This is a genomic window from Pelatocladus sp., from assembly GCF_059505505.1.
Genome location: NZ_JCACKS010000213.1, coordinates 15331 through 34628, shown reverse-complemented (window position 1 = coordinate 34628; position 19298 = coordinate 15331). Strand labels below are relative to the sequence as shown.

The 19298-nt window shown below is 44.2% G+C and carries 10 protein-coding genes and 1 pseudogene; 10 read left to right on the top strand and 1 reads right to left on the bottom strand.

The features are described from left to right. Nucleotides 1-152: 152 nt before the first annotated feature. The 4 genes from AC5JMK_RS18665 to AC5JMK_RS18650 all read left to right on the top strand — a co-directional run bounded on the left by AC5JMK_RS18665 (nucleotide 153) and on the right by AC5JMK_RS18650 (nucleotide 8964). A complete protein-coding gene (locus AC5JMK_RS18665) occupies nucleotides 153-2030 on the top strand; it encodes a DNA-directed RNA polymerase subunit gamma (protein WP_096676470.1) in 1878 nt (625 codons plus the stop codon). Between the two features lie 114 nt (nucleotides 2031-2144). After that, complete coding sequence (locus AC5JMK_RS18660; protein ID WP_096676471.1) at nucleotides 2145-6194, top strand: DNA-directed RNA polymerase subunit beta''; 4050 nt, start codon at nucleotides 2145-2147, stop codon at nucleotides 6192-6194. 853 nt (nucleotides 6195-7047) lie between these two features. Beyond that, a complete protein-coding gene (hisD, locus tag AC5JMK_RS18655; RefSeq protein WP_096676472.1) occupies nucleotides 7048-8349 on the top strand; it encodes a histidinol dehydrogenase in 1302 nt (433 codons plus the stop codon). Nucleotides 8350-8538: 189 nt separating this feature from the next. Continuing rightward, nucleotides 8539-8964, top strand: coding sequence for a universal stress protein (locus AC5JMK_RS18650; RefSeq protein ID WP_096676473.1), 426 nt, complete (start codon nucleotides 8539-8541; stop codon nucleotides 8962-8964). Nucleotides 8965-8991: 27 nt separating this feature from the next. Here the strand turns inward: AC5JMK_RS18650 and AC5JMK_RS18645 are convergent. Further along, nucleotides 8992-9144: pseudogene (locus AC5JMK_RS18645) on the bottom strand (Crp/Fnr family transcriptional regulator); the annotation flags it as partial. A gap of 1060 nt (nucleotides 9145-10204) precedes the next feature. Between AC5JMK_RS18645 and AC5JMK_RS18640 the strand changes: the two are divergent. The 6 genes from AC5JMK_RS18640 (at nucleotide 10205) to ppk1 (ending at nucleotide 19224) form a co-directional block, all read left to right on the top strand. After that, nucleotides 10205-10429, top strand: coding sequence for a hypothetical protein (locus tag AC5JMK_RS18640; RefSeq protein ID WP_096676474.1), 225 nt, complete (start codon nucleotides 10205-10207; stop codon nucleotides 10427-10429). A gap of 508 nt (nucleotides 10430-10937) precedes the next feature. Then, nucleotides 10938-11681, top strand: a complete 744-nt coding sequence (uppS, locus tag AC5JMK_RS18635; RefSeq protein WP_495910776.1) for a polyprenyl diphosphate synthase — start codon at nucleotides 10938-10940, stop codon at nucleotides 11679-11681. 42 nt (nucleotides 11682-11723) lie between these two features. Next, entirely contained in the window at nucleotides 11724-12926 is a 1203-nt protein-coding gene (locus AC5JMK_RS18630) for a family 2 encapsulin nanocompartment cargo protein terpene cyclase (protein WP_495910775.1), read from the top strand. 258 nt (nucleotides 12927-13184) lie between these two features. Then, nucleotides 13185-14597: a family 2B encapsulin nanocompartment shell protein gene (locus AC5JMK_RS18625; protein ID WP_096676476.1), complete on the top strand. Its 1413-nt coding sequence runs from the start codon at nucleotides 13185-13187 to the stop codon at nucleotides 14595-14597. Nucleotides 14598-14893: 296 nt separating this feature from the next. Further along, nucleotides 14894-16255 (top strand): family 2B encapsulin nanocompartment shell protein, encoded by a 1362-nt coding sequence (locus AC5JMK_RS18620; RefSeq protein ID WP_495910774.1) that lies wholly within the window; start codon nucleotides 14894-14896, stop codon nucleotides 16253-16255. Between the two features lie 752 nt (nucleotides 16256-17007). Then, nucleotides 17008-19224, top strand: coding sequence for a polyphosphate kinase 1 (gene ppk1 / locus AC5JMK_RS18615; protein ID WP_096676479.1), 2217 nt, complete (start codon nucleotides 17008-17010; stop codon nucleotides 19222-19224). The last annotated feature ends 74 nt before the right edge of the window (nucleotides 19225-19298 follow it).

Below are 19298 nucleotides of genomic sequence, written 5' to 3'. Positions count from 1 at the left end.
CATTGTCAATAGTCCATTGTCAAAACAAATAACCAATGACTATTGACTCTTGGATCTTGACTATTGACTAAAACTAAATACTCCTCCCACTAGCACGGCTAATTATGCCCGTGCTGCTTGTGAAGTCATAACTTAAACGCAGCATTAAACAAATGAGAAACGCCCAAACTAATCAGTTTGACTACGTTAAAATTGGCTTGGCATCGCCCGAACGTATTCGTCAGTGGGGTGAAAGAACACTACCAAATGGTCAAGTCGTTGGTGAGGTCACTAAACCAGAGACAATTAACTACCGGACTCTCAAACCAGAGATGGATGGCTTGTTCTGCGAGCGCATCTTTGGCCCAGCAAAAGATTGGGAATGTCATTGTGGGAAGTATAAAAGAGTACGGCATCGCGGGATTGTTTGTGAACGTTGTGGTGTGGAAGTTACCGAATCGCGAGTACGTCGCCACCGCATGGGTTACATTAAACTTGCTGCGCCTGTAGCTCACGTTTGGTATCTCAAAGGTATTCCTAGTTATATCTCCATCCTCTTGGATATGCCTCTGCGGGATGTTGAGCAAATTGTTTATTTCAATTCCTATGTAGTTCTTAGCCCTGGTAATGCTGAAACCCTAAGTTATAAACAATTACTTAGTGAAGACCAGTGGCTAGAAATTGAAGATCAAATTTACAGCGAAGATTCTACTTTACAAGGTGTAGAGGTGGGCATTGGTGCAGAAGCATTACTGCGTCTACTTGCTGATATAAACCTTGAACAAGAAGCTGAAACTCTGCGCGAAGAAATTACCACTGCCAAAGGTCAAAAACGGGCGAAGCTAATTAAGCGTTTGCGCGTAATTGATAACTTTATCGCCACTGGCTCGAAACCAGAGTGGATGGTAATGGCTGTCATTCCCGTAATCCCGCCAGATTTACGCCCGATGGTGCAACTTGATGGTGGACGCTTTGCAACCAGCGACTTGAATGATTTGTATCGTCGGGTAATTAATCGCAATAACCGTCTAGCACGCTTACAAGAGATATTAGCTCCAGAGATTATCGTTCGCAACGAGAAGCGGATGCTGCAAGAAGCGGTAGACGCATTGATTGATAATGGTCGGCGGGGACGGACGGTAGTTGGAGCAAACAACCGTCCCTTAAAATCTTTGTCAGACATTATTGAGGGTAAACAAGGGCGTTTCCGGCAAAACTTGCTGGGTAAACGGGTAGATTACTCCGGGCGTTCTGTAATTGTAGTGGGGCCGAAGTTGAATATCCACCAATGTGGTTTACCACGAGAAATGGCAATTGAGCTATTCCAGCCGTTTGTGATCCACCGCTTGATTCGTAGTGGCATGGTAAACAATATTAAAGCTGCGAAAAAACTTATTTCCCGATCTGACCCCAGTGTTTGGGATGTCTTGGAAGAAGTAATTGAAGGACACCCCGTTTTGCTCAACCGCGCTCCGACACTACACCGCTTGGGTATTCAGGCTTTTGAACCAATTTTGGTAGAAGGAAGAGCCATCCAGCTACACCCGTTAGTGTGTCCGGCTTTTAACGCTGACTTTGACGGAGACCAAATGGCGGTACATGTACCGTTATCTCTGGAATCACAAGCAGAAGCACGATTATTGATGTTGGCTTCTAACAACATTTTGTCTCCGGCCACAGGTAAGCCGATCATTACACCTAGCCAAGATATGGTATTAGGTTCCTATTACTTAACCGCAGAAAATCCCAACGCCACCAAAGGTGCAGGACGATATTTTGCTTCTTTAGAAGATGTGATTATGGCTTTCGATCAGGAGCAAGTAGACCTGCACGCCTACGTCTATGTCCGTTATGACGGCGAAGTTGAGTCAGGACAACCCGATCATGAGCCACAAAAAGTGACCAAAAATGATGATGGTAGCGTGACTAAGTTGTATAAATACCGTCGAGTTAGAGAAGACGCTCAAGGTAAAGTTATTTCTCAGTATATTTACACAACTCCAGGTCGTGTAATTTACAATAAAGCAATTCAGGAAGCGATCGCAAGTTAGTCAATTGTCAATTGTCAGAAGTCAATTGTCATTAGCCATCACTCTAGACTCTTGACCATTGACTTTTGACTCTAGACTTTTGACTCTGGACTATTGACTAAGGACTCTTGACAAATGACTAACGACAAAATGATTTTCCGCAATCGCGTCGTTGACAAAGGTCAACTGCGAAACTTAATTTCTTGGTCGTTTACACACTATGGTACAGCCCGGACGGCTGTGATGGCGGATAAATTAAAAGAATTAGGCTTCCGTTACGCTACCAAAGCTGGTGTTTCAATAAGTGTAGAAGACTTGATGGTGCCTCCTTCCAAGCGATCGCTCCTTGAAGCCGCAGAAGCAGAAATTCGCGCCACTGAAGAACGTTACCAACGTGGGGAAATTACGGAAGTAGAGCGTTTTCAAAAAGTAATTGATACCTGGAACGGAACTTCCGAAGCCCTCAAAGACGAAGTTGTTACCTACTTCAAACAGACCAACCCCCTCAACTCCGTGTACATGATGGCATTCTCTGGAGCAAGGGGTAATATTTCCCAGGTAAGACAATTGGTGGGAATGCGGGGACTGATGGCAGATCCACAAGGGGAAATTATCGACTTGCCAATCAAAACCAACTTCCGGGAAGGACTTACCGTAACTGAATATATTATTTCTTCTTATGGTGCGCGCAAAGGCTTGGTAGATACAGCCCTCCGCACAGCAGACTCCGGTTATCTCACCCGGCGTCTGGTGGACGTTTCCCAGGATGTGATTATCCGCGAATTTGATTGTGGCACTACCAGAGGAATCCCCATCCGAGCCATGACTGAAGGTAGTAAAGTCATGATTAGGCTGGAAACTCGCCTGATGGGACGAGTTGTGGGCGAAGATGTGGTACACCCAACTACAGGTGAAATGATTGCACCCCGAAATACGCCCATTTCTGATGACCTAGCAAGAATAATTGAAAAATCAGGCGTTACTGAAGTAGTTGTGCGATCGCCCCTGACTTGCGAAGCCGCGCGATCGGTCTGCCAACATTGCTACGGCTGGAGTTTAGCCCATGCCAAAATGGTGGATTTGGGTGAAGCTGTTGGTATTATTGCTGCCCAAAGTATCGGTGAACCAGGTACGCAGTTAACGATGCGTACTTTCCACACAGGCGGTGTGTTCACCGGGGAAGTTGCTAAACAAGAACGTGCTGTAATTGATGGTACAGTTCGTTTCCCTCGCCGCCTGCGGACAAGACCCTATCGTACCCGCCACGGTGAAGATGCTTTGTATGTAGAAGCCAACGGTACGTTAACTTTGGATGCTGGTAACTCAACCACCAAGGAAATTGACGTCACTCAAGGTTCAACACTGTACGTTGTAGATGGACAAAAAGTCAAGCAAGGTCAGTTAATCGCAGAAGTAGCGCTTGGCGGACGCACAACTCGTGCTAATACAGAAAAAGCTGTCAAAGACGTAGCTTCTGACTTAGCAGGAGAGGTTAAGTTTGCCGATGTTGTCGCAGAACAAAAAACAGACCGTCAAGGTAACACCACAACTACAGCCGCACGGGGTGGTTTAATCTGGATTTTGTCAGGGGAAGTTTACAACTTACCACCTGGTGCCGAATTGGTGGTCAAAGAAAACGATACTGTTACTACCAATGGTGTTTTGGCAGAAACCAAGCTTACTACTCAGCATGGCGGTGTAGTGCGTATACCAGAAGCAACCCCAGGTAAATCTACACGAGAAATTGAGATTATTACAGCCTCTGTAGTTTTAGATCAAGCTACAGTTACTGTCCAAAGCTCTCAAGGTAAAAATAACTACTTAGTTAGTACTGGCAACAACCAAGTATTTAACCTCAGAGCCACCCCAGGTACCAAAGTTCAAAACGGTCAGGTAGTTGCTGAGTTAATTGATGATCGCTATCGTACGACCACTGGTGGAATGCTCAGATACGCTGGTGTAGAAGTCCAGAAAAAAGGTAAAGCCAAGCAAGGTTATGAAGTAGTACAGGGAGGAAGCTTATTGTGGATTCCCGAAGAAACCCACGAAGTTAACAAAGACATTTCCTTGTTGTTGGTCGAAGACGGTCAGTATGTTGAAGCTGGTACTGAGGTAGTTAAAGATATCTTCTGTCAAAACAATGGTGTCATCGAAGTTACCCAGAAAAATGACATTCTGCGGGAAGTGGTGATTAAGCCCGGAGAACTGCTGATGGTCGATGATCCAGAAGCAGTCATGAGCAAAGATAATACTTTTATCCAACCTGGTGAAGAATTACTGGGGCAAACCTTTAACGAACTACGCTACATTCAGTACGTGGAAACACCAGAAGGTCCAGCTTTATTGATTCGTTCAGTTGTTGAGTATGCCGTACCAAACTATCCCGATGTGCCATCTACCACATCCGTAAGTCAGCAAACAGCTCGTTCGATTGAGTTGCGTGCGGTACAACGTTTACCCTACAAAGATTCTGAACGTGTTAAATGTGTTGAAGGCGTAGAACTGCTACGAACCCAACTAGTGTTGGAAATTGAGCAAGAAGACGAACAAGACCATACAGCCTCCCCCTTAGCAGCAGATATTGAATTGGTTGCTGATACCGATGATTCTGAAATTCAGCGTTTGCAGTTGGTGATTTTGGAATCTTTAACAGTTCGTCGAGATATTACTGCTGATGCTACTCAAGGTAGTACGAATACAACCCTTGAGGTCGAAGACGGACAAACCATTTCTCCTGGCGCAGTAGTAGCACGTACCCAAATTTTGTGTAAAGAAGGCGGTATCGTGCGGGGCGTCAAAAAAGGTACGGAAGCTGTTCGTCGTTGCTTAGTGTTGCGTAAACAACACGATATGGTGAGGATGAGTACTGCTGTCCAACCGAAATTTAAGCCGGGTGACTTGCTCGTAGAAGGTACAGAAATCGCCCCAGGAGTCTTTGCTGAAGAATCTGGGCAAGTTGTAGCAGTGAAAAAAGTAGAAAGTACAGGGGAAACTACGTCTGACGAATCAGCTATTACAACTCAAAACTACTCTGTTACCATTCGCCTTGGTCGTCCTTATCGCGTTAGTGCTGGTGCGATCTTACAAATAGAAGATGGGGATTTGGTACAGCGTGGTGATAACTTAGTATTGCTAGTGTTTGAACGCGCCAAGACAGGAGACATCATCCAAGGTTTACCCAGAATTGAAGAACTCCTCGAAGCTCGTAAGCCCAAAGAAGCGTGTATTTTGGCCAAGAGAGCGGGAGAAGTCAAGGTCATCTATGGCGATGGTGATGAAGCGATCGCTGTTAAAGTCATCGAACCCAACGGCGTAGTCACAGATTATCCCATCGGGCCAGGACAAAACTTAGTAGTCACCGATGGGCAAACTATTAGTGCGGGACAAACACTCACAGATGGGCCCGCTAATCCCCATGAAATCTTAGAAGTCTTCTTTAACCTTGGTTCTGAAGATGGAATTTATGCCTGCGCCAGCCATGCTTTGCAGAAAGTACAAACTTTCCTTGTGAATGAAGTGCAATTAGTATATCAGTCTCAAGGTATTGATATTGCCGACAAACACATTGAAGTCATTGTCAGACAAATGACTGCAAAAGTCCGGGTCGATGATGGTGGTGACACCACAATGCTACCTGGTGAATTGGTCGAACTGCGTCAAATCGAGCAGGTAAACGAAGCTATGGCAATTACTGGTGGTGCAAGGGCGCAATATACACCCGTACTATTGGGTATTACCAAAGCATCTTTGAATACTGATAGCTTTATTTCTGCTGCATCCTTCCAAGAAACTACACGGGTATTAACCGAAGCTGCGATTGAAGGTAAATCTGACTGGTTACGTGGTTTGAAAGAGAACGTAATTATCGGACGATTGATTCCTGCTGGTACAGGCTTTAATGCCTATGAAGAACCTGGTATAGTAGAGGACTATGCTGATTCGTTTAGCAATAGTGTCTTGGATGAAGTTGAAGATCCATTAGATATGGTGCTGGACGATCGCACAGCCCGTACCTACAACCTAGACTCTCCGTCTCTAGGCATGGGAGAGGCTACTTATGGTAGCAGACCAAAGTCAATTTTGGATGATGATGATTTGATTCCTGGTGAAATCAACGATCTAACAGAAGACGACGAGGATGACTACGACGAAGATGATTTTGAGGATGAAGACGACGACGAATAAACTAGCATAGTCATGCAATATAGGTGGGGATGTAGCCAAATTCACTACATCCTCACTTTTTGTTAGCCTGTATGTGTATTGATAAAAATCTATTTGTTAAATTAGTCACAGAAATCCCATAATAATTTGTAGGAAGATAAATTAAGTATATGTACTTGAGAAATTTTTGGTTCAAGAAATTTGCAAACACTTGCTGAAAATTTATCTGATCCTTATGAAAACATAAATTTTGACTTGACAGACAGTATTTATGAAAGCCTCTTTATATTTTGTTTTCACCGCTATAAATACGTTAAAATTAGGTACTCGATAAATTAGTTATCTCATTCACCACTCGTTATCAAGTGGTTGCAATAGCCTGAAATTTAATGTGTTTTCAAATGTATGTATTGATAGAGGTAATCAAGTGTGAACAGCTAAACTCTAAAGCTCGAAATATAGACATCCAGGTATTTGTGTCTATAAAGTAGTTTTAGCTACTAAATTAGAAAGATAGGCAAAAAGTATACTCAGAGCCTACCTATGCAATCAAAAGCCGATTAAATATGAAAACCAACCATATTCCTAAGTTTGGGATATGACGAATAATAAGCTAAGTAATAATTGGCTTGCTTGCCATTGAGAGCAACTAGCCAAAATATCTGAGTAATGCTCAACTAGCCGAAAATGAACCAGAATAACCATAATTTAGTAGCCTTTGTAAAGAATTTTATGCTACAAAGCTTGGAAGTATCAAAAAAATCCAGGTTAAGCTAGAAAAGAGAGTTAGTGTTAGCTACCCTTCCCCCGTGGGGCAAGAAGCAAAGCTCATTCTCAAGTGAGAATATTTTAAAGTTGGCATTGTCCTTACTCCATGCTGCGAATCATTACTCAGCAGGCAGACGTCAGATCAGAATTACAACGGATCTGCGATCGCACCAATGACGAACAGGTGCTTCATAAAGAAGCAACAGTACGGGAAGTGTTGCAAGCGGTGAAGCGCCAAGGTGATAAAGCTGTATTGCATTACACAGAAGAATTTGACCATCAAATTCTCAGACCAGAAGAACTACGAGTTACAGGATCAGAAATAGATGCTGCTTATCAACAAGTCTCGAAAGAACTGGTGGAAGCAATTAGATTGGCCTGTCGCCAAATCGAAGCGTTTCACCGCCAACGAGTTCCAAAAAGTTGGGTAAACTTTGAAGATGACGAAGTAGTTCTCGGTAAACGGTATACACCTGTAGACAGAGCGGGAATATACGTGCCTGGTGGTCGTACAGCATACCCAAGTACGGTATTAATGAATGCAATTCCAGCGCAGATAGCGGGAGTACCCCGTATAATTATGGTAACTCCACCAGGAGCAAGTAAAACAATTTACCCATCAGTTTTGATAGCTGCCCACGAAGTTGGGTTACAAGAAATTTATCGCGTCGGGGGAGCGCAAGCGATCGCTGCTTTAGCCTATGGCACAAAAACAATTCCTAAAGTTGATGTGATCACCGGACCAGGTAATATTTATGTAACCTTGGCAAAAAAACTAGTCTATGGAACAGTCGGGATTGATTGTTTGGCAGGACCGAGCGAAGTGCTAATTATTGCCGATGAAACTGCAAATGCTGTTCATGTTGCAGCAGATATGCTAGCACAAGCTGAACATGATCCAATGGCAGCAGCAATCTTGTTGACGACAGATCCAGCTTTAGCTAAGAACGTGCAAGTTGCTGTAGAAAGACAACTAATAGATCACCCCCGACGCACCCTCACAGAAAAAGCACTTGCCCACTACGGCTTAATTGTAATTGTAGAATCCCTACAAGCAGCAGCTGAACTTTCTAACGAATTTGCTCCCGAACACCTAGAACTAGAAGTTGAAGATCCTTGGGCAGTGCTAACATGGATTCGTCATGCTGGTGCTATTTTCTTGGGTTACTCTACACCGGAAGCTGTAGGAGATTACATTGCTGGACCTAACCATACCTTACCTACCTCTGGATCAGCTCGCTACGCTTCGCCACTAGGAGTCGAAACCTTCCTGAAACATTCAAGTATTATCCAGTACTCACAAACTGCCTTGGAAAAAGTCGCAGGTGTAATTGATGCATTAGCAGCAGCTGAAGGCTTACCCTCTCATGTTAATTCAGTCAGACGGCGAGTTCAAAAAGAAGAATAAATCATATTTGTTAATAGTTGATTGTTTGCCAAACAAACAACAAACAGAAATTATTAATTTTTCTTCAGACTTTTGACAAAAACCAAATTATGGCATCAAACTTAAACTTTAAGCCTAAATTAACCTTAGTATAATCTTGAAAATCATCAATTTTAATTTCAGGAGTTTGCGCTTTTGGAGATACAAGCCGTGCTAAAGACTATTGTGGTTGCTCTAGACTCTTCAGGCATTGCAGAGCGAGTCATTGAGGCTTTAAACGATTTAGTACTACCAAAAGACAGCAAAGTAATCCTTTGCCATGTTTTTCCTCCCCCTGACTCAGAAATGGAACTAGCTGCTGATCGCCCTCACTCAGATTCCCAAGTTCTTTCTTCTTTACAAGTCGAAAAATTATTACAATCCTACCAAACGCAGTTGCCAGTTGCTAGTGAAATAGAATTAGTCAGTGGCGATCCAGCAGAAGAAATAATCCGCCTTGCCAATATTTACAAAGCTGATTTAATTGTGATTGGTAGTCGTGGATTAACTGGTATGAACCGAATTGTTCAGGGTTCGGTTAGTAGTCAAGTAGTAGAAGAAGCCCATTGTTCTGTATTTGTGGTCAAGCCAAGGTAAAAATAAACAGAGAGAAAAATAACCGGATCAGCGCCCGATTTCAACCTCTTCAAGGATACCAAGTGCGTCGGGGACAAGGACAGCTGCGGAGTAGTAGGCGGTGACGAGGTAGGAAATGATCGCCTTTTCGCTGATATCCATGAATCGAACGGACAAGCTGGGTTGATATTCGTCGGGGATAAGTAACCGGACAAAAATACTTACAGATGAGTTCTCGGCTAGGTAAGCGTTTCAAGTCTAATTTTTTGTAATTAATTCCGTCTGACTACTTACCTGTTTGATGTAGACCAATCACACCCTGATTTTCCACACCAGTACGCATTAAGTAGTCGCACAAAATTAAATTCATTCGTGGAGACAGGCAATAGGCAATAGGCACTCTTAGAAACAAGATGTGTAATTAATTCTGTTTAGGTACTTACAAGGATAGAACTAGTCTGGTTATTGCTAATAACCCAAGTTGCGGGTTATCAAAATCGGGGTACTTTTCATCCAGAAATAAATGCGATCGCCATCAATAACGCTTTCAGCTTTAACTGAACCGTATTGGGGTATAGCAATCCTATTTGATTTACAAACTACTCGTGGAGGCAGGGAACAGATTTATTTGGATCTCATTTAGGATTGCTATATATTACTTATTATTTTTTAAATATTTGAATTATTCACTTAACTATCTACTTAATTATTCTCTTAACTGTCTTAACTATCTTAACTATCTACTTAATTATTCTCTTAACTGTCTTAACTATCTTAACTATCTACTTAATTATTCTCTTAACTGTCTTAACTGTTCAGTTAATAATAACTACAGTCTTAACTCTTATTGCATTTTATTGATAAAGCTGAGATTATCTTAGAGACAACTGTTTATGGCTATTTTTGGAGATAGAGCAACAATAATACTTAGCTGAAGATATATGACAAACTTTCCTAGTGGGTTCGAGTTGCTGCTCTTTGTGAACCTAGTTCTTTAGAAGCAGCAATTGATAGTCAATCAGCATATATTCATTAAGATTATTGGAGAATGAAAGTTCACTAAAAAGCCACTTATTTTATTTAAGTACTCACAAAGAAAGCAGATTATCTTAAACAACCTTACGACATGTTTGCAAGAGTAAATTGTAAGTTTTTTGATTACAAGGAGTAACTTCACTGCATCAATGATTAACCGCAAATGTCAAATTAATACGACTTCAATCAAGACAAAAAGCGTCAAATTGATAAGTTTAAATGGACAATGACTTTAAGCAAGCAACCTTTTGAGTTGCCCAGTTGTTATGTACCTTGGCTGGCACGGCTGAACCCAAACCTGGAAGCGGCACGGGTACATTCTAAAGCTTGGGCTTATGAAATGGGAATTTTGGGCGGGGCAGAGGGATCGGAAGATTATGATTATGGGATTTGGGATGAGCGCCTGCGATCGCCCCCACTCAACCAATGCGTGTCCTCAAAGACACTTTGAATTCTATTGCAAAAGTTTTAAGAAATGTAGAGTGAATAAATACAGCTATTTAATTTCAACAAGAAGCTGTACGATATTTATCAAAAGCCAAAAATACGTGTAAAGATATTCTGGGCTATTTTTTATTAAATAAGCACGGAATTGCAAGAGTTAATGGCAAAAAAGATTAGATATTCACAAAATCTAATAGAGCAATTTTTCTAAGAGATTACACTGAAATCTCTTGGTTTAAAATGTCATTCTTGATAGCTAAATTACTCAAGATTTTCACTCATGTTATTGACAAAATATCCTCTCATATGGGATAAAACTACTCCACAGATGTGGTCGGGATGGCAAGGATACTCCTTGACCACCACCAGTGACCGATTCAGATGCAAAAGACAACCAGCGCAGATCGTGCAACCCTCTAAACTGCCAGAATTTTATATGCCTTGGTCTGCGCGTACTTTCGCTTACTCGCTGATTAAATTTGCGATGCGGCGAATATTCACAATACGAGGGTGCTATGGACGCTACGATCTCCATATTTGACCAAAACAGACCTCCGGAGCATAGTGATCATGGAGAGGTGCCCCGTCATGTTGCGATCATCCTTGACGGGAACCGTCGCTGGGCACGCGCTCAAAAACTTGCAGACGTCAGTGAAGGACATCGCATCGGTTTCGATAAGATTCCCGAGGTTTTGTCTTGGTGTGAGGATTTGGGAATCCGAATCGTGACGCTGTGGATGCTGTCCACGGACAATATCAGAAGCCGTCCTAGTACGGAGCTGCAAGCTCTGTACGAGATTGACGAGAATGTGGTGCGGCGCTTGGTCGATGGCAAGCGCTTCAAGCTAAACCACATCGGCTCGCTGGAACTCTTACCGGACAGGCTGGCGACGGTGTTGCGAGCCGCTGCGGAAAAGACACGCGACGTCTCAGGGATGCTGGTCAATCTCGCGATCGCCTACGGCGGACGAGAGGATCTCCTGGAGGCGATCCAATCCGTGATTGCTGATGTTGTTGCTTCCGGCGAGACCGAGATCACGGAGGAACTTTTGACCGCGCGCCTGTCAACTGGAGGCCAGCCCGATCCGGATCTGATCATTCGTACATCCGGAGAGTACCGAACTTCAGGGTTTCTGCTGTGGCAGGGGGCGCTCTCTGAGTTGTATTTCTGCGACTGCCATTGGCCCGACTTCACCAGGGCCAATCTCCTGCAAGCCGTCCAAGCCTACAGCGTGCGCGATCGCCGTTTCGGCTGTTAGCTGGGCTGCGTGAATCATATTTCTATGCAAGCGAGGAGCCAAGTGCATAAATTCACCATAAATCCTACGGGACTAGGCACTTCAGCCGTCCGGCTCGTTGAAGCGCTCAAGAGCAATCGTGGGCAAGCCGCAGCGGATTCGACACCCGATGCCGTGACCTGCCCCCCGACGCCGCCTCAAACACCCCTCTTTGGGGGATCTGTAACCGCGCCGATCACGCTCACCACCTTTCTCGGTCCAAACACATCCGTCTGCCAGCCACCGTTTGAATCTCCAGCAGGGGTTACCATCCCCTCGCTGTACTGCCCAGATCCAATTCGCATTGACGAGGATCTGGCGAACGATGTCAACGAAAGGCTGGTGGCCTGGGTCGAGCAGATTGGGATCTACGCTGGACAGCTCGACTACGTTCGAGCTTGTAACTACGGCCGCTACGCCATGCTCATTCATCCCGACACGAATGACCCCGACCGGCTCCTGCTGGCTGCGCAGTGCATGGCTGCTGAGTTTGCTGTGGACGACCATTACTGCGATGACGAACGTACCGGCTCTGACCCCACCATTATCGCCCGTCGCCTCGCCCTCACCCAATCGGCGCTCGACCCAGTTTATATTCTTGACCCGGAGTACGACGCTCAATTCCAGGCAGCAATGAAGTCCGACCCGGTTCGCGTCGGCCTCACTGCCTATATCAACCGCGTTGCCGAGTATGGTACGCCTGAGCAGGTCGATCGAGTCCGCCTCGGCACCGTCACCATGTTTATTCCGATGAATTGGGAGGCGGCCTGGCGGATGACAGGCGGTCTGCCTCCTGTGTGGGAATACTTAGCCGTTCGCCAAGCCAACAGCTTCGGACCGTGCCTGACGCTAATCGATATCATCGGCGGCTACGAAGTGCCGGGCGAGATCTACTCCATTCCCGCAGTCCGCCGAGCCACCATGATTGCCGGTACTGCAACCATTATTCTCAATGACCTTTACTCGATGGCTAAGGAGACTCAGCCAGGTATCGGTGACGGCGGACTGCCCGCCATTATCGCCGGCGAAAGTGGCTGCTCATTGCAGGAGGGGACTGATCGCACTGCGAAGATCCACAATGACTTGGTGCGCGAATTCGAGACCGCGCAGCGGCAGATTATGTCCAAAGTCCCCTCGATGGAGCTTTGGCGGTATCTGGCGGGTCTGCACGCGTGGATGGGCGGCAGCCGCGAATGGCACAGCAAGAGTGCACGCTACCAGGTCTAACTGAACTGTCGATTCTATACGACGATTTTGACCTGAATCCAAGGCACTAGATGTGCAGCGTACTGAGGTGGGTGGTATATGGTCGGCGATCCCGATAACGAATTTCAATTTCGTAATAGTTCAAGTGTTGGGTTTGGCAAACCCACTGGGCTGGACACCTCAGCTACGTGGGTCGAGTTGTTATCCAGTCCAGGAAGGTTGAGTTTGTAATCCAGTTAATCAGATCAGTTTTTTGTTGTTAATCAGTAAGGATATTTTATGACCACTTTTGCGAATCTACCCAATTCAGAAATTGAGGGTTTACAGCAGCAAATGAGCTTGAGTACAGAAGCTGCACGTAAGCTAGCAACGACCACCAAAACCCAACCCCAGATGCAAGGCATCAGCTCGCGGTGGCTGTTAAAACTGCTGCCTTGGATAGAAACGGTGGGTGGTAGCTATCGGGTCAACCGTCGCTTAACCTATATGGTTGGAGATGGACGGGTCAGCTTTACCAATACAGGAGCTCAAATACAGGTCATTCCTCAAGAACTCACTGAGTTACCCTTGTTGCAGGGATTTGAAGATGTCGGAGTCTTAAACGCCTTGGCTGGTCAATTTGTCCAACGAGAATATGCTCCGGGAGATGTGATCATCCAAGCAGGTCAAGACGCCGAGCAAGTATTGCTGATTGCTCATGGTAAGGTAAATAAAATTGGCCCAGGCAAGTATGACGATCAAGTTGTTTTAGCTGTATTAGCCGATGGCGACCATTTTGGCGACTACGCTTTAGTCGAATCCCAGGATACTTGGGATGTCACCCTCGTTGCCATTACCCGTTGCACCATCTTGTCATTGCCTCAAGCAGCCTTTCAAAACCTGGTTAACCAGTCTGAGGCCTTACAAACGCAAGTGGATCGATTCAGGGAAAAATTGCGCCAACCCCAAAACCAATATGGAGAAGCCTCCATCGATATTACCTCAGGCCACCTGCCAGAGGCAATATTACCTGGGACTTTTGCAGATTATGAAACCAATCCACGAGAATATGAGTTAAGCGTCGCTCAAACCATTCTGCAAATGAATACACGGGTTGCTGACCTCTACAACGAACCCATGAATCAGACGGAGGAACAATTACGGCTGACCATCGAAGAATTACGGGAACGCCAAGAACACGAAATGATTAACAATCGTGACTTTGGACTGTTACATAATGCCGATCTCAAACAACGCATCTTTACGCGCAGTGGTCCGCCAACTCCCGATGATCTCGATGAATTGCTCTCCATCGTTTGGAAAGAACCGAGCTTTTTCTTGGCTCATCCCCGCGCTATTGCTGCTTTTGGTCGGGAATGCAGCCGCCTTGGACTCTATCCCGATCCTATCCCTATGGGTAATAGTGCAATTCCATCTTGGCGTGGTATTCCCATCTATCCTTGCAATAAGATTCCCGTTACAGCACAGCGTACTAGCTCCATTATGTTAATGCGTGTGGGAGCTGCCAACCAGGGTGTCATTGGTCTTCATAAAACTGCCATTCCAGATGAATATCAGCCTAGTTTATCTGTGCGCTTCATGAGTATTAACGAAAAGGCCGTTATTTCCTACCTGGTTAGTGTTTACTACTCCCTCGCTGTCCTCGTTCCTGACGCACTAGGCATCCTTGAAGATGTCGAAATTGGTCTTTAAGTAGAGTTGATCGTCAAAAAGGAACAGGGAACTCTTAATCCCACGGCTTAAGCCGTGGGATTGAAAAAAAGGACACCGTTTTCAAAGCGCTGCGCGTCTGGTAGACGCGTAGCGGCTTCTCGGAGAGTAAAACATCTTTTTTTTAAGTGGGTTTTCGATCCACGACTGAAGTTTTTTATACCAGAAATTCCTGTTGCCTGTTCCCTTATTTTGTAAATTTAGTCACATAGAACGTTAACTTTATGACAGGTGTTTCGATTAGGCCAGATTTAGACCAAGAAAACAGGCAATCCCAGATGAGCTTAAGCACGGAAGGGGCGCGGAATTTAGCCGAAATCACGAAAACTCTGCCCCAGATGCAGGGCATTACCCCCAGGTGGTTGTTACAGATGTTGCCTTGGGTAGAAGTCACGGGTGGGACCTATCGGGTTAACCGTCGCTTGACTTATAATGTCGGCGATGGACGAGTCAGCTTTATCAATACAGGAACCCAGGTGCGGGTCATTCCCCAAACACTTTGCGAACTACCTTTACTGCGTGGATTTGAGGATATTGAGGTACTCAACGCCTTGGCAGACAGGTTTGTGCAACAAGAATTTGCTCCTGGTGAGGTGATTGTACAGCAAGGTCAACCAGCTGACCAGGTGTTATTAATTGCTCATGGTAAAGTTAATAAGTTGAAGGCAGGAAAGTATGAGGCGGAAGCTTTACAGGATGTCTTTATCTTATCTGATGGCGCTCATTTTGGCGATCAAGCTATAGTTCTGTCTCAGGATACTTGGGATGTTAGCCTCAGAGCCGTTACGCGGTGCATAGTTTTGTCTTTGCCAATACAGGCGTTTCGGGAGTTAATGAATCAGTCTGAAGCGTTGCAAACTCAGATTGATCGCTTTAGAGCTATTTTGAGAAAACCAAAGGATAAGTATAATCAAGCGCCGATCGCCATAACCGCAGGTCACAGTCAGGAAACTGAGTTACCCAGGACATTTGTTGATTACGACGTGAGTCCACGGGAGTATGAGTTAAGCGTCGCTCAAACCATTTTACGGGTGAATACACGAGTTGCTGACCTCTACAACGAACCGATGAACCAGACGGAGGAACAATTACGGCTGACTATTGAAGCGTTGCGGGAACGGCAAGAATATGAAATGCTTAATAATCCTGATTTCGGGTTGTTGCACAATGCCGATCTCAAGCAACGCATCTTTACCCGCACCGGTCCACCGACTCCAGATGACCTCGACGAATTGCTCTCTCGGCGGCGCAAATCTCGTTTTTTCTTAGCTCACCCTCGTGCGATCGCTGCTTTTGGTCGGGAGTGTAACCGTCGTGGAGTTTATTCCCCAAGCACGGAGGTCAACGGAAAGATTGTACCTGCATGGCGCAACTATCCGATTTTTCCTTGTAACAAAATTCCGATCACCAGGGAGGGTACTAGCTCTATTTTGGTATTCCGTGTCGGACAAGAAGACCAAGGGGTGGTAGGTCTACACAAAACAGGTATCCCTGATGAATACCAACCGAGTTTGTCTGTACGGCTTATGGGTATCAATGACAAGGGGATCATTTCCTACTTAGTGAGTGCTTACTACTCTACAGCCGTACTTATCCCTGACGCACTCGGCATTCTCGAAAATGTAGAAGTTGGGCACTGATACCGTTTTACTTTCAGGTCGATCCAAATAGGGGTAGTGTTACGGAAGCTGCGACCAGGGGCAAACTAAACAGTTTAGTTTGCCCCTGGTCGTTGCTGGAATCGCCGTCTCGATTGCTTTAAGCAGGTCACCACTTTGTATATCAGGACACACCAACGAGAAATCTTTGAGATGCACTACACTCAATTTCCATGCTTGGGAACAATGCTTAATTTACAAAGAAAGGCAGAGGGTCGAGGGCAGAAGGCAGAAGGCAAGAAGTATCAATTAGAACTTTAGTTGTGGGTATAAAGCCCACTAAGGAAGAAAATGTATTTCGAGATGCGTAGCGCGATGAAATACGGCATCCTTGTTTCAATCCCACGTTTTTAGACGTGGGTTCCCTTCTGCCTTCTGCCTCCTGCCTTCTGCCTTCATGAAATGATTTACAGCCTTAACACCAACCGTGTTGGGGTATAGAAGTGTAAGAAGAGTTATGTTTTTATTCACCCTGATGTACGTACATCATGGAGTCTACTTCATCAACCACTAAAAAACCCAGTCACGTGATAGATAACACTGTAGTTTGACTTTAGCTAAGTAGATTAACTTAACTAATAATCTCTGTGGCTTTTAGCCCCAAGAAATGTCAAGATTGACTTATCCGCTCATCAAAGTAAAAGCTTGTCAGGATAATTTCTCAAGTTGTGATACTGGATGAGTCGATTTCAATTTTACTTGTATAGGCTACACTTGCCTGTGGTTAGGTGATCATGCCAAAATCTAAAAAGACCAGCAATCAACAAATTAATTTTAACGATACACAATATTACTTAAATCGTGAACTAAGTTGGATAGAGTTCAACAGTAGAGTGTTGCATGAAGCTCTAGACTCACGTACGCCCCTTTTAGAACGTCTCAAGTTTTTGGCTATCTTCAGTTCCAACTTAGATGAGTTCTTTATGGTGCGCGTTGCAGTTTTAAAGCAACAAGTAGAAGCAAAAGTTAGCCAATTAAGTTTTGATGGTCGCACACCACAACAACAGTTAGATGATATTAGTTTTTCCCTGCGTCCTCTAGTAGCTCAACAACATCAACATTTTGAGGAAGTACTACGACCAGTATTAGCAAATCACGACATCCATATTTTGGATTATATAGATTTGACAGAAAAACAGCGTAAATATTTAGACAACTACTTTGAAGAACAAATATTTCCCGTTATCACTCCCTTAGCTGTTGACCCTAGCCATCCTTTTCCCTACATTTCTAATCTCAGTTTAAATTTAGCAGTTGTAGTTAAAAATCCCGAAACTGAAGAAGAATTTTTTGCCAGAGTTAAAGTCCCGAAAGTTTTACCACGATTTTTACCTTTACCGTCAGAGTTAGGAATTCAACGTCATGGCAAACCTGCTCTGTGGACTGGTGTACCCTTAGAACAGGCGATCGCTCATAATTTAGAATCCCTATTTCCAGGGATGAACATTCAAGAATATCATCCCTTCCGCATTACTCGTGATGCTGATTTGGGACTAGAAGAAGATGAAGCCGACGATTTGCTACTTTTTATAGAGCAAGAATTGCGAAAAAGGCGAGTCGGTGGTAATCCTGTTCGATTAGAAATTCAATCCCAAACTCCTGAATTCATCCGCAATCGATTGTTGCAAGATTTGGAATTAACCGAAAGTGATGTCTATGACGTAGATGGTCTTTTGGGACTAAGCGACTTAATGTATTTTATGTCTTTGAGTGTCCCAGTAGAACTAAAAGATCCTCCTTGGCAGTCTGTTGTACCTCCTCGTCTGCAACGTATTCGGGAAATAAATCTCGCCTCCGAAGCCTTAGAAATAGAAGAAGGCAAAGATTTTTTTGCTGTGATTCGAGAACGAGATTTACTTATACACCATCCCTATCAATCTTTTTCGACGTCAGTGGTACGCTTTATTACCAGTGCTGCCCATGATCCGAATGTTTTAGCAATTAAGATGACTCTTTATCGTACCTCTGGTGATTCACCAATCGTGAATGCCTTAATTGCTGCTGCGGAAAATGGCAAGCAAGTATCTGTATTGGTAGAACTGAAAGCGCGGTTTGATGAAGAGAATAATATTTACTGGGCAAAACGTTTAGAAAGCGTTGGAGTTCACGTAGTTTACGGTTTAGTAGGTTTGAAAACCCACTCTAAAATTGTCATGGTTGTGCGGCGTGAGCAAGACCGTATCCGTCGCTACGTTCATATTGGCACTGGTAATTATAACCCCAAAACAGCACGCTTATATACAGACTTGGGATTGTTTACTTGTCAAGAAGAGTTGGGAGCAGATGTGACAGATGTATTCAATTTCTTGACAGGATACTCACGGCAAAAGTCTTATCGTCAATTGTTAGTTGCACCTGTAAATTTACGCGATCGCTTTACTGGATTGATCCAAAGAGAAATTGAAAATGTTCAAAAAGGATTTTCTGGGCGCATTGTTGCCAAAATGAACTCCCTTGTTGATCCACAAATCATCTCTGAACTTTACAAAGCTTCCCGCCTCGGTGTGCAAATCGACTTAATTGTGCGGGGTATTTGCTGTTTACGTCCTGGACTCAAAGACATTAGCCAAAACATTCGCGTTATTAGTATTGTCGGTCGGTTTTTAGAACACTCCCGGATTTTTTATTTCTATAATAATGGTCAAGAGGAAATCTATATTGGCAGTGCCGATTGGATGCCCCGGAACTTGGATCGAAGAGTAGAAGTAATTACCCCCATTTTAGATCCAGATATTGCTAAAGATTTGCAGGAAATTTTAGGCATTATGTTAGCAGATAATCGCCAAGCCTGGGAGTTACAAGCAGATGGCAGATACATTCAAAGGCGTCCTGGTGAAGATTGTCCAGAAGCTAGTTCGCAAAAAACTCTCATGTCTATGGCTTTAAATACACAAGCGATCGCCTCAAACTTAATGAATTCAACAAAGAGTTATGTTTATCCTGACAAGTAGTTACACAACTTTGTTGGTAAAAATTAATATTAATAAATATTCATATCTCATCTTGGAAAAAATTGAATTTATTC

Excerpts from the sequence above, each read along its gene's own strand:
- ppk1 (WP_096676479.1), top strand. The coding sequence starts at position 17,008 with ATGCCAAAATCTAAAAAGACCAGCAATCAACAAATTAATTTTAACGAT.
- AC5JMK_RS18640 (WP_096676474.1), top strand. The coding sequence starts at position 10,205 with ATGACTTTAAGCAAGCAACCTTTTGAGTTGCCCAGTTGTTATGTACCT.
- AC5JMK_RS18665 (WP_096676470.1), top strand. The coding sequence starts at position 153 with ATGAGAAACGCCCAAACTAATCAGTTTGACTACGTTAAAATTGGCTTG.
- AC5JMK_RS18660 (WP_096676471.1), top strand. The coding sequence starts at position 2,145 with ATGACTAACGACAAAATGATTTTCCGCAATCGCGTCGTTGACAAAGGT.
- AC5JMK_RS18620 (WP_495910774.1), top strand. The coding sequence starts at position 14,894 with ATGAGCTTAAGCACGGAAGGGGCGCGGAATTTAGCCGAAATCACGAAA.
- uppS (WP_495910776.1), top strand. The coding sequence starts at position 10,938 with ATGGACGCTACGATCTCCATATTTGACCAAAACAGACCTCCGGAGCAT.
- AC5JMK_RS18625 (WP_096676476.1), top strand. The coding sequence starts at position 13,185 with ATGACCACTTTTGCGAATCTACCCAATTCAGAAATTGAGGGTTTACAG.
- hisD (WP_096676472.1), top strand. The coding sequence starts at position 7,048 with ATGCTGCGAATCATTACTCAGCAGGCAGACGTCAGATCAGAATTACAA.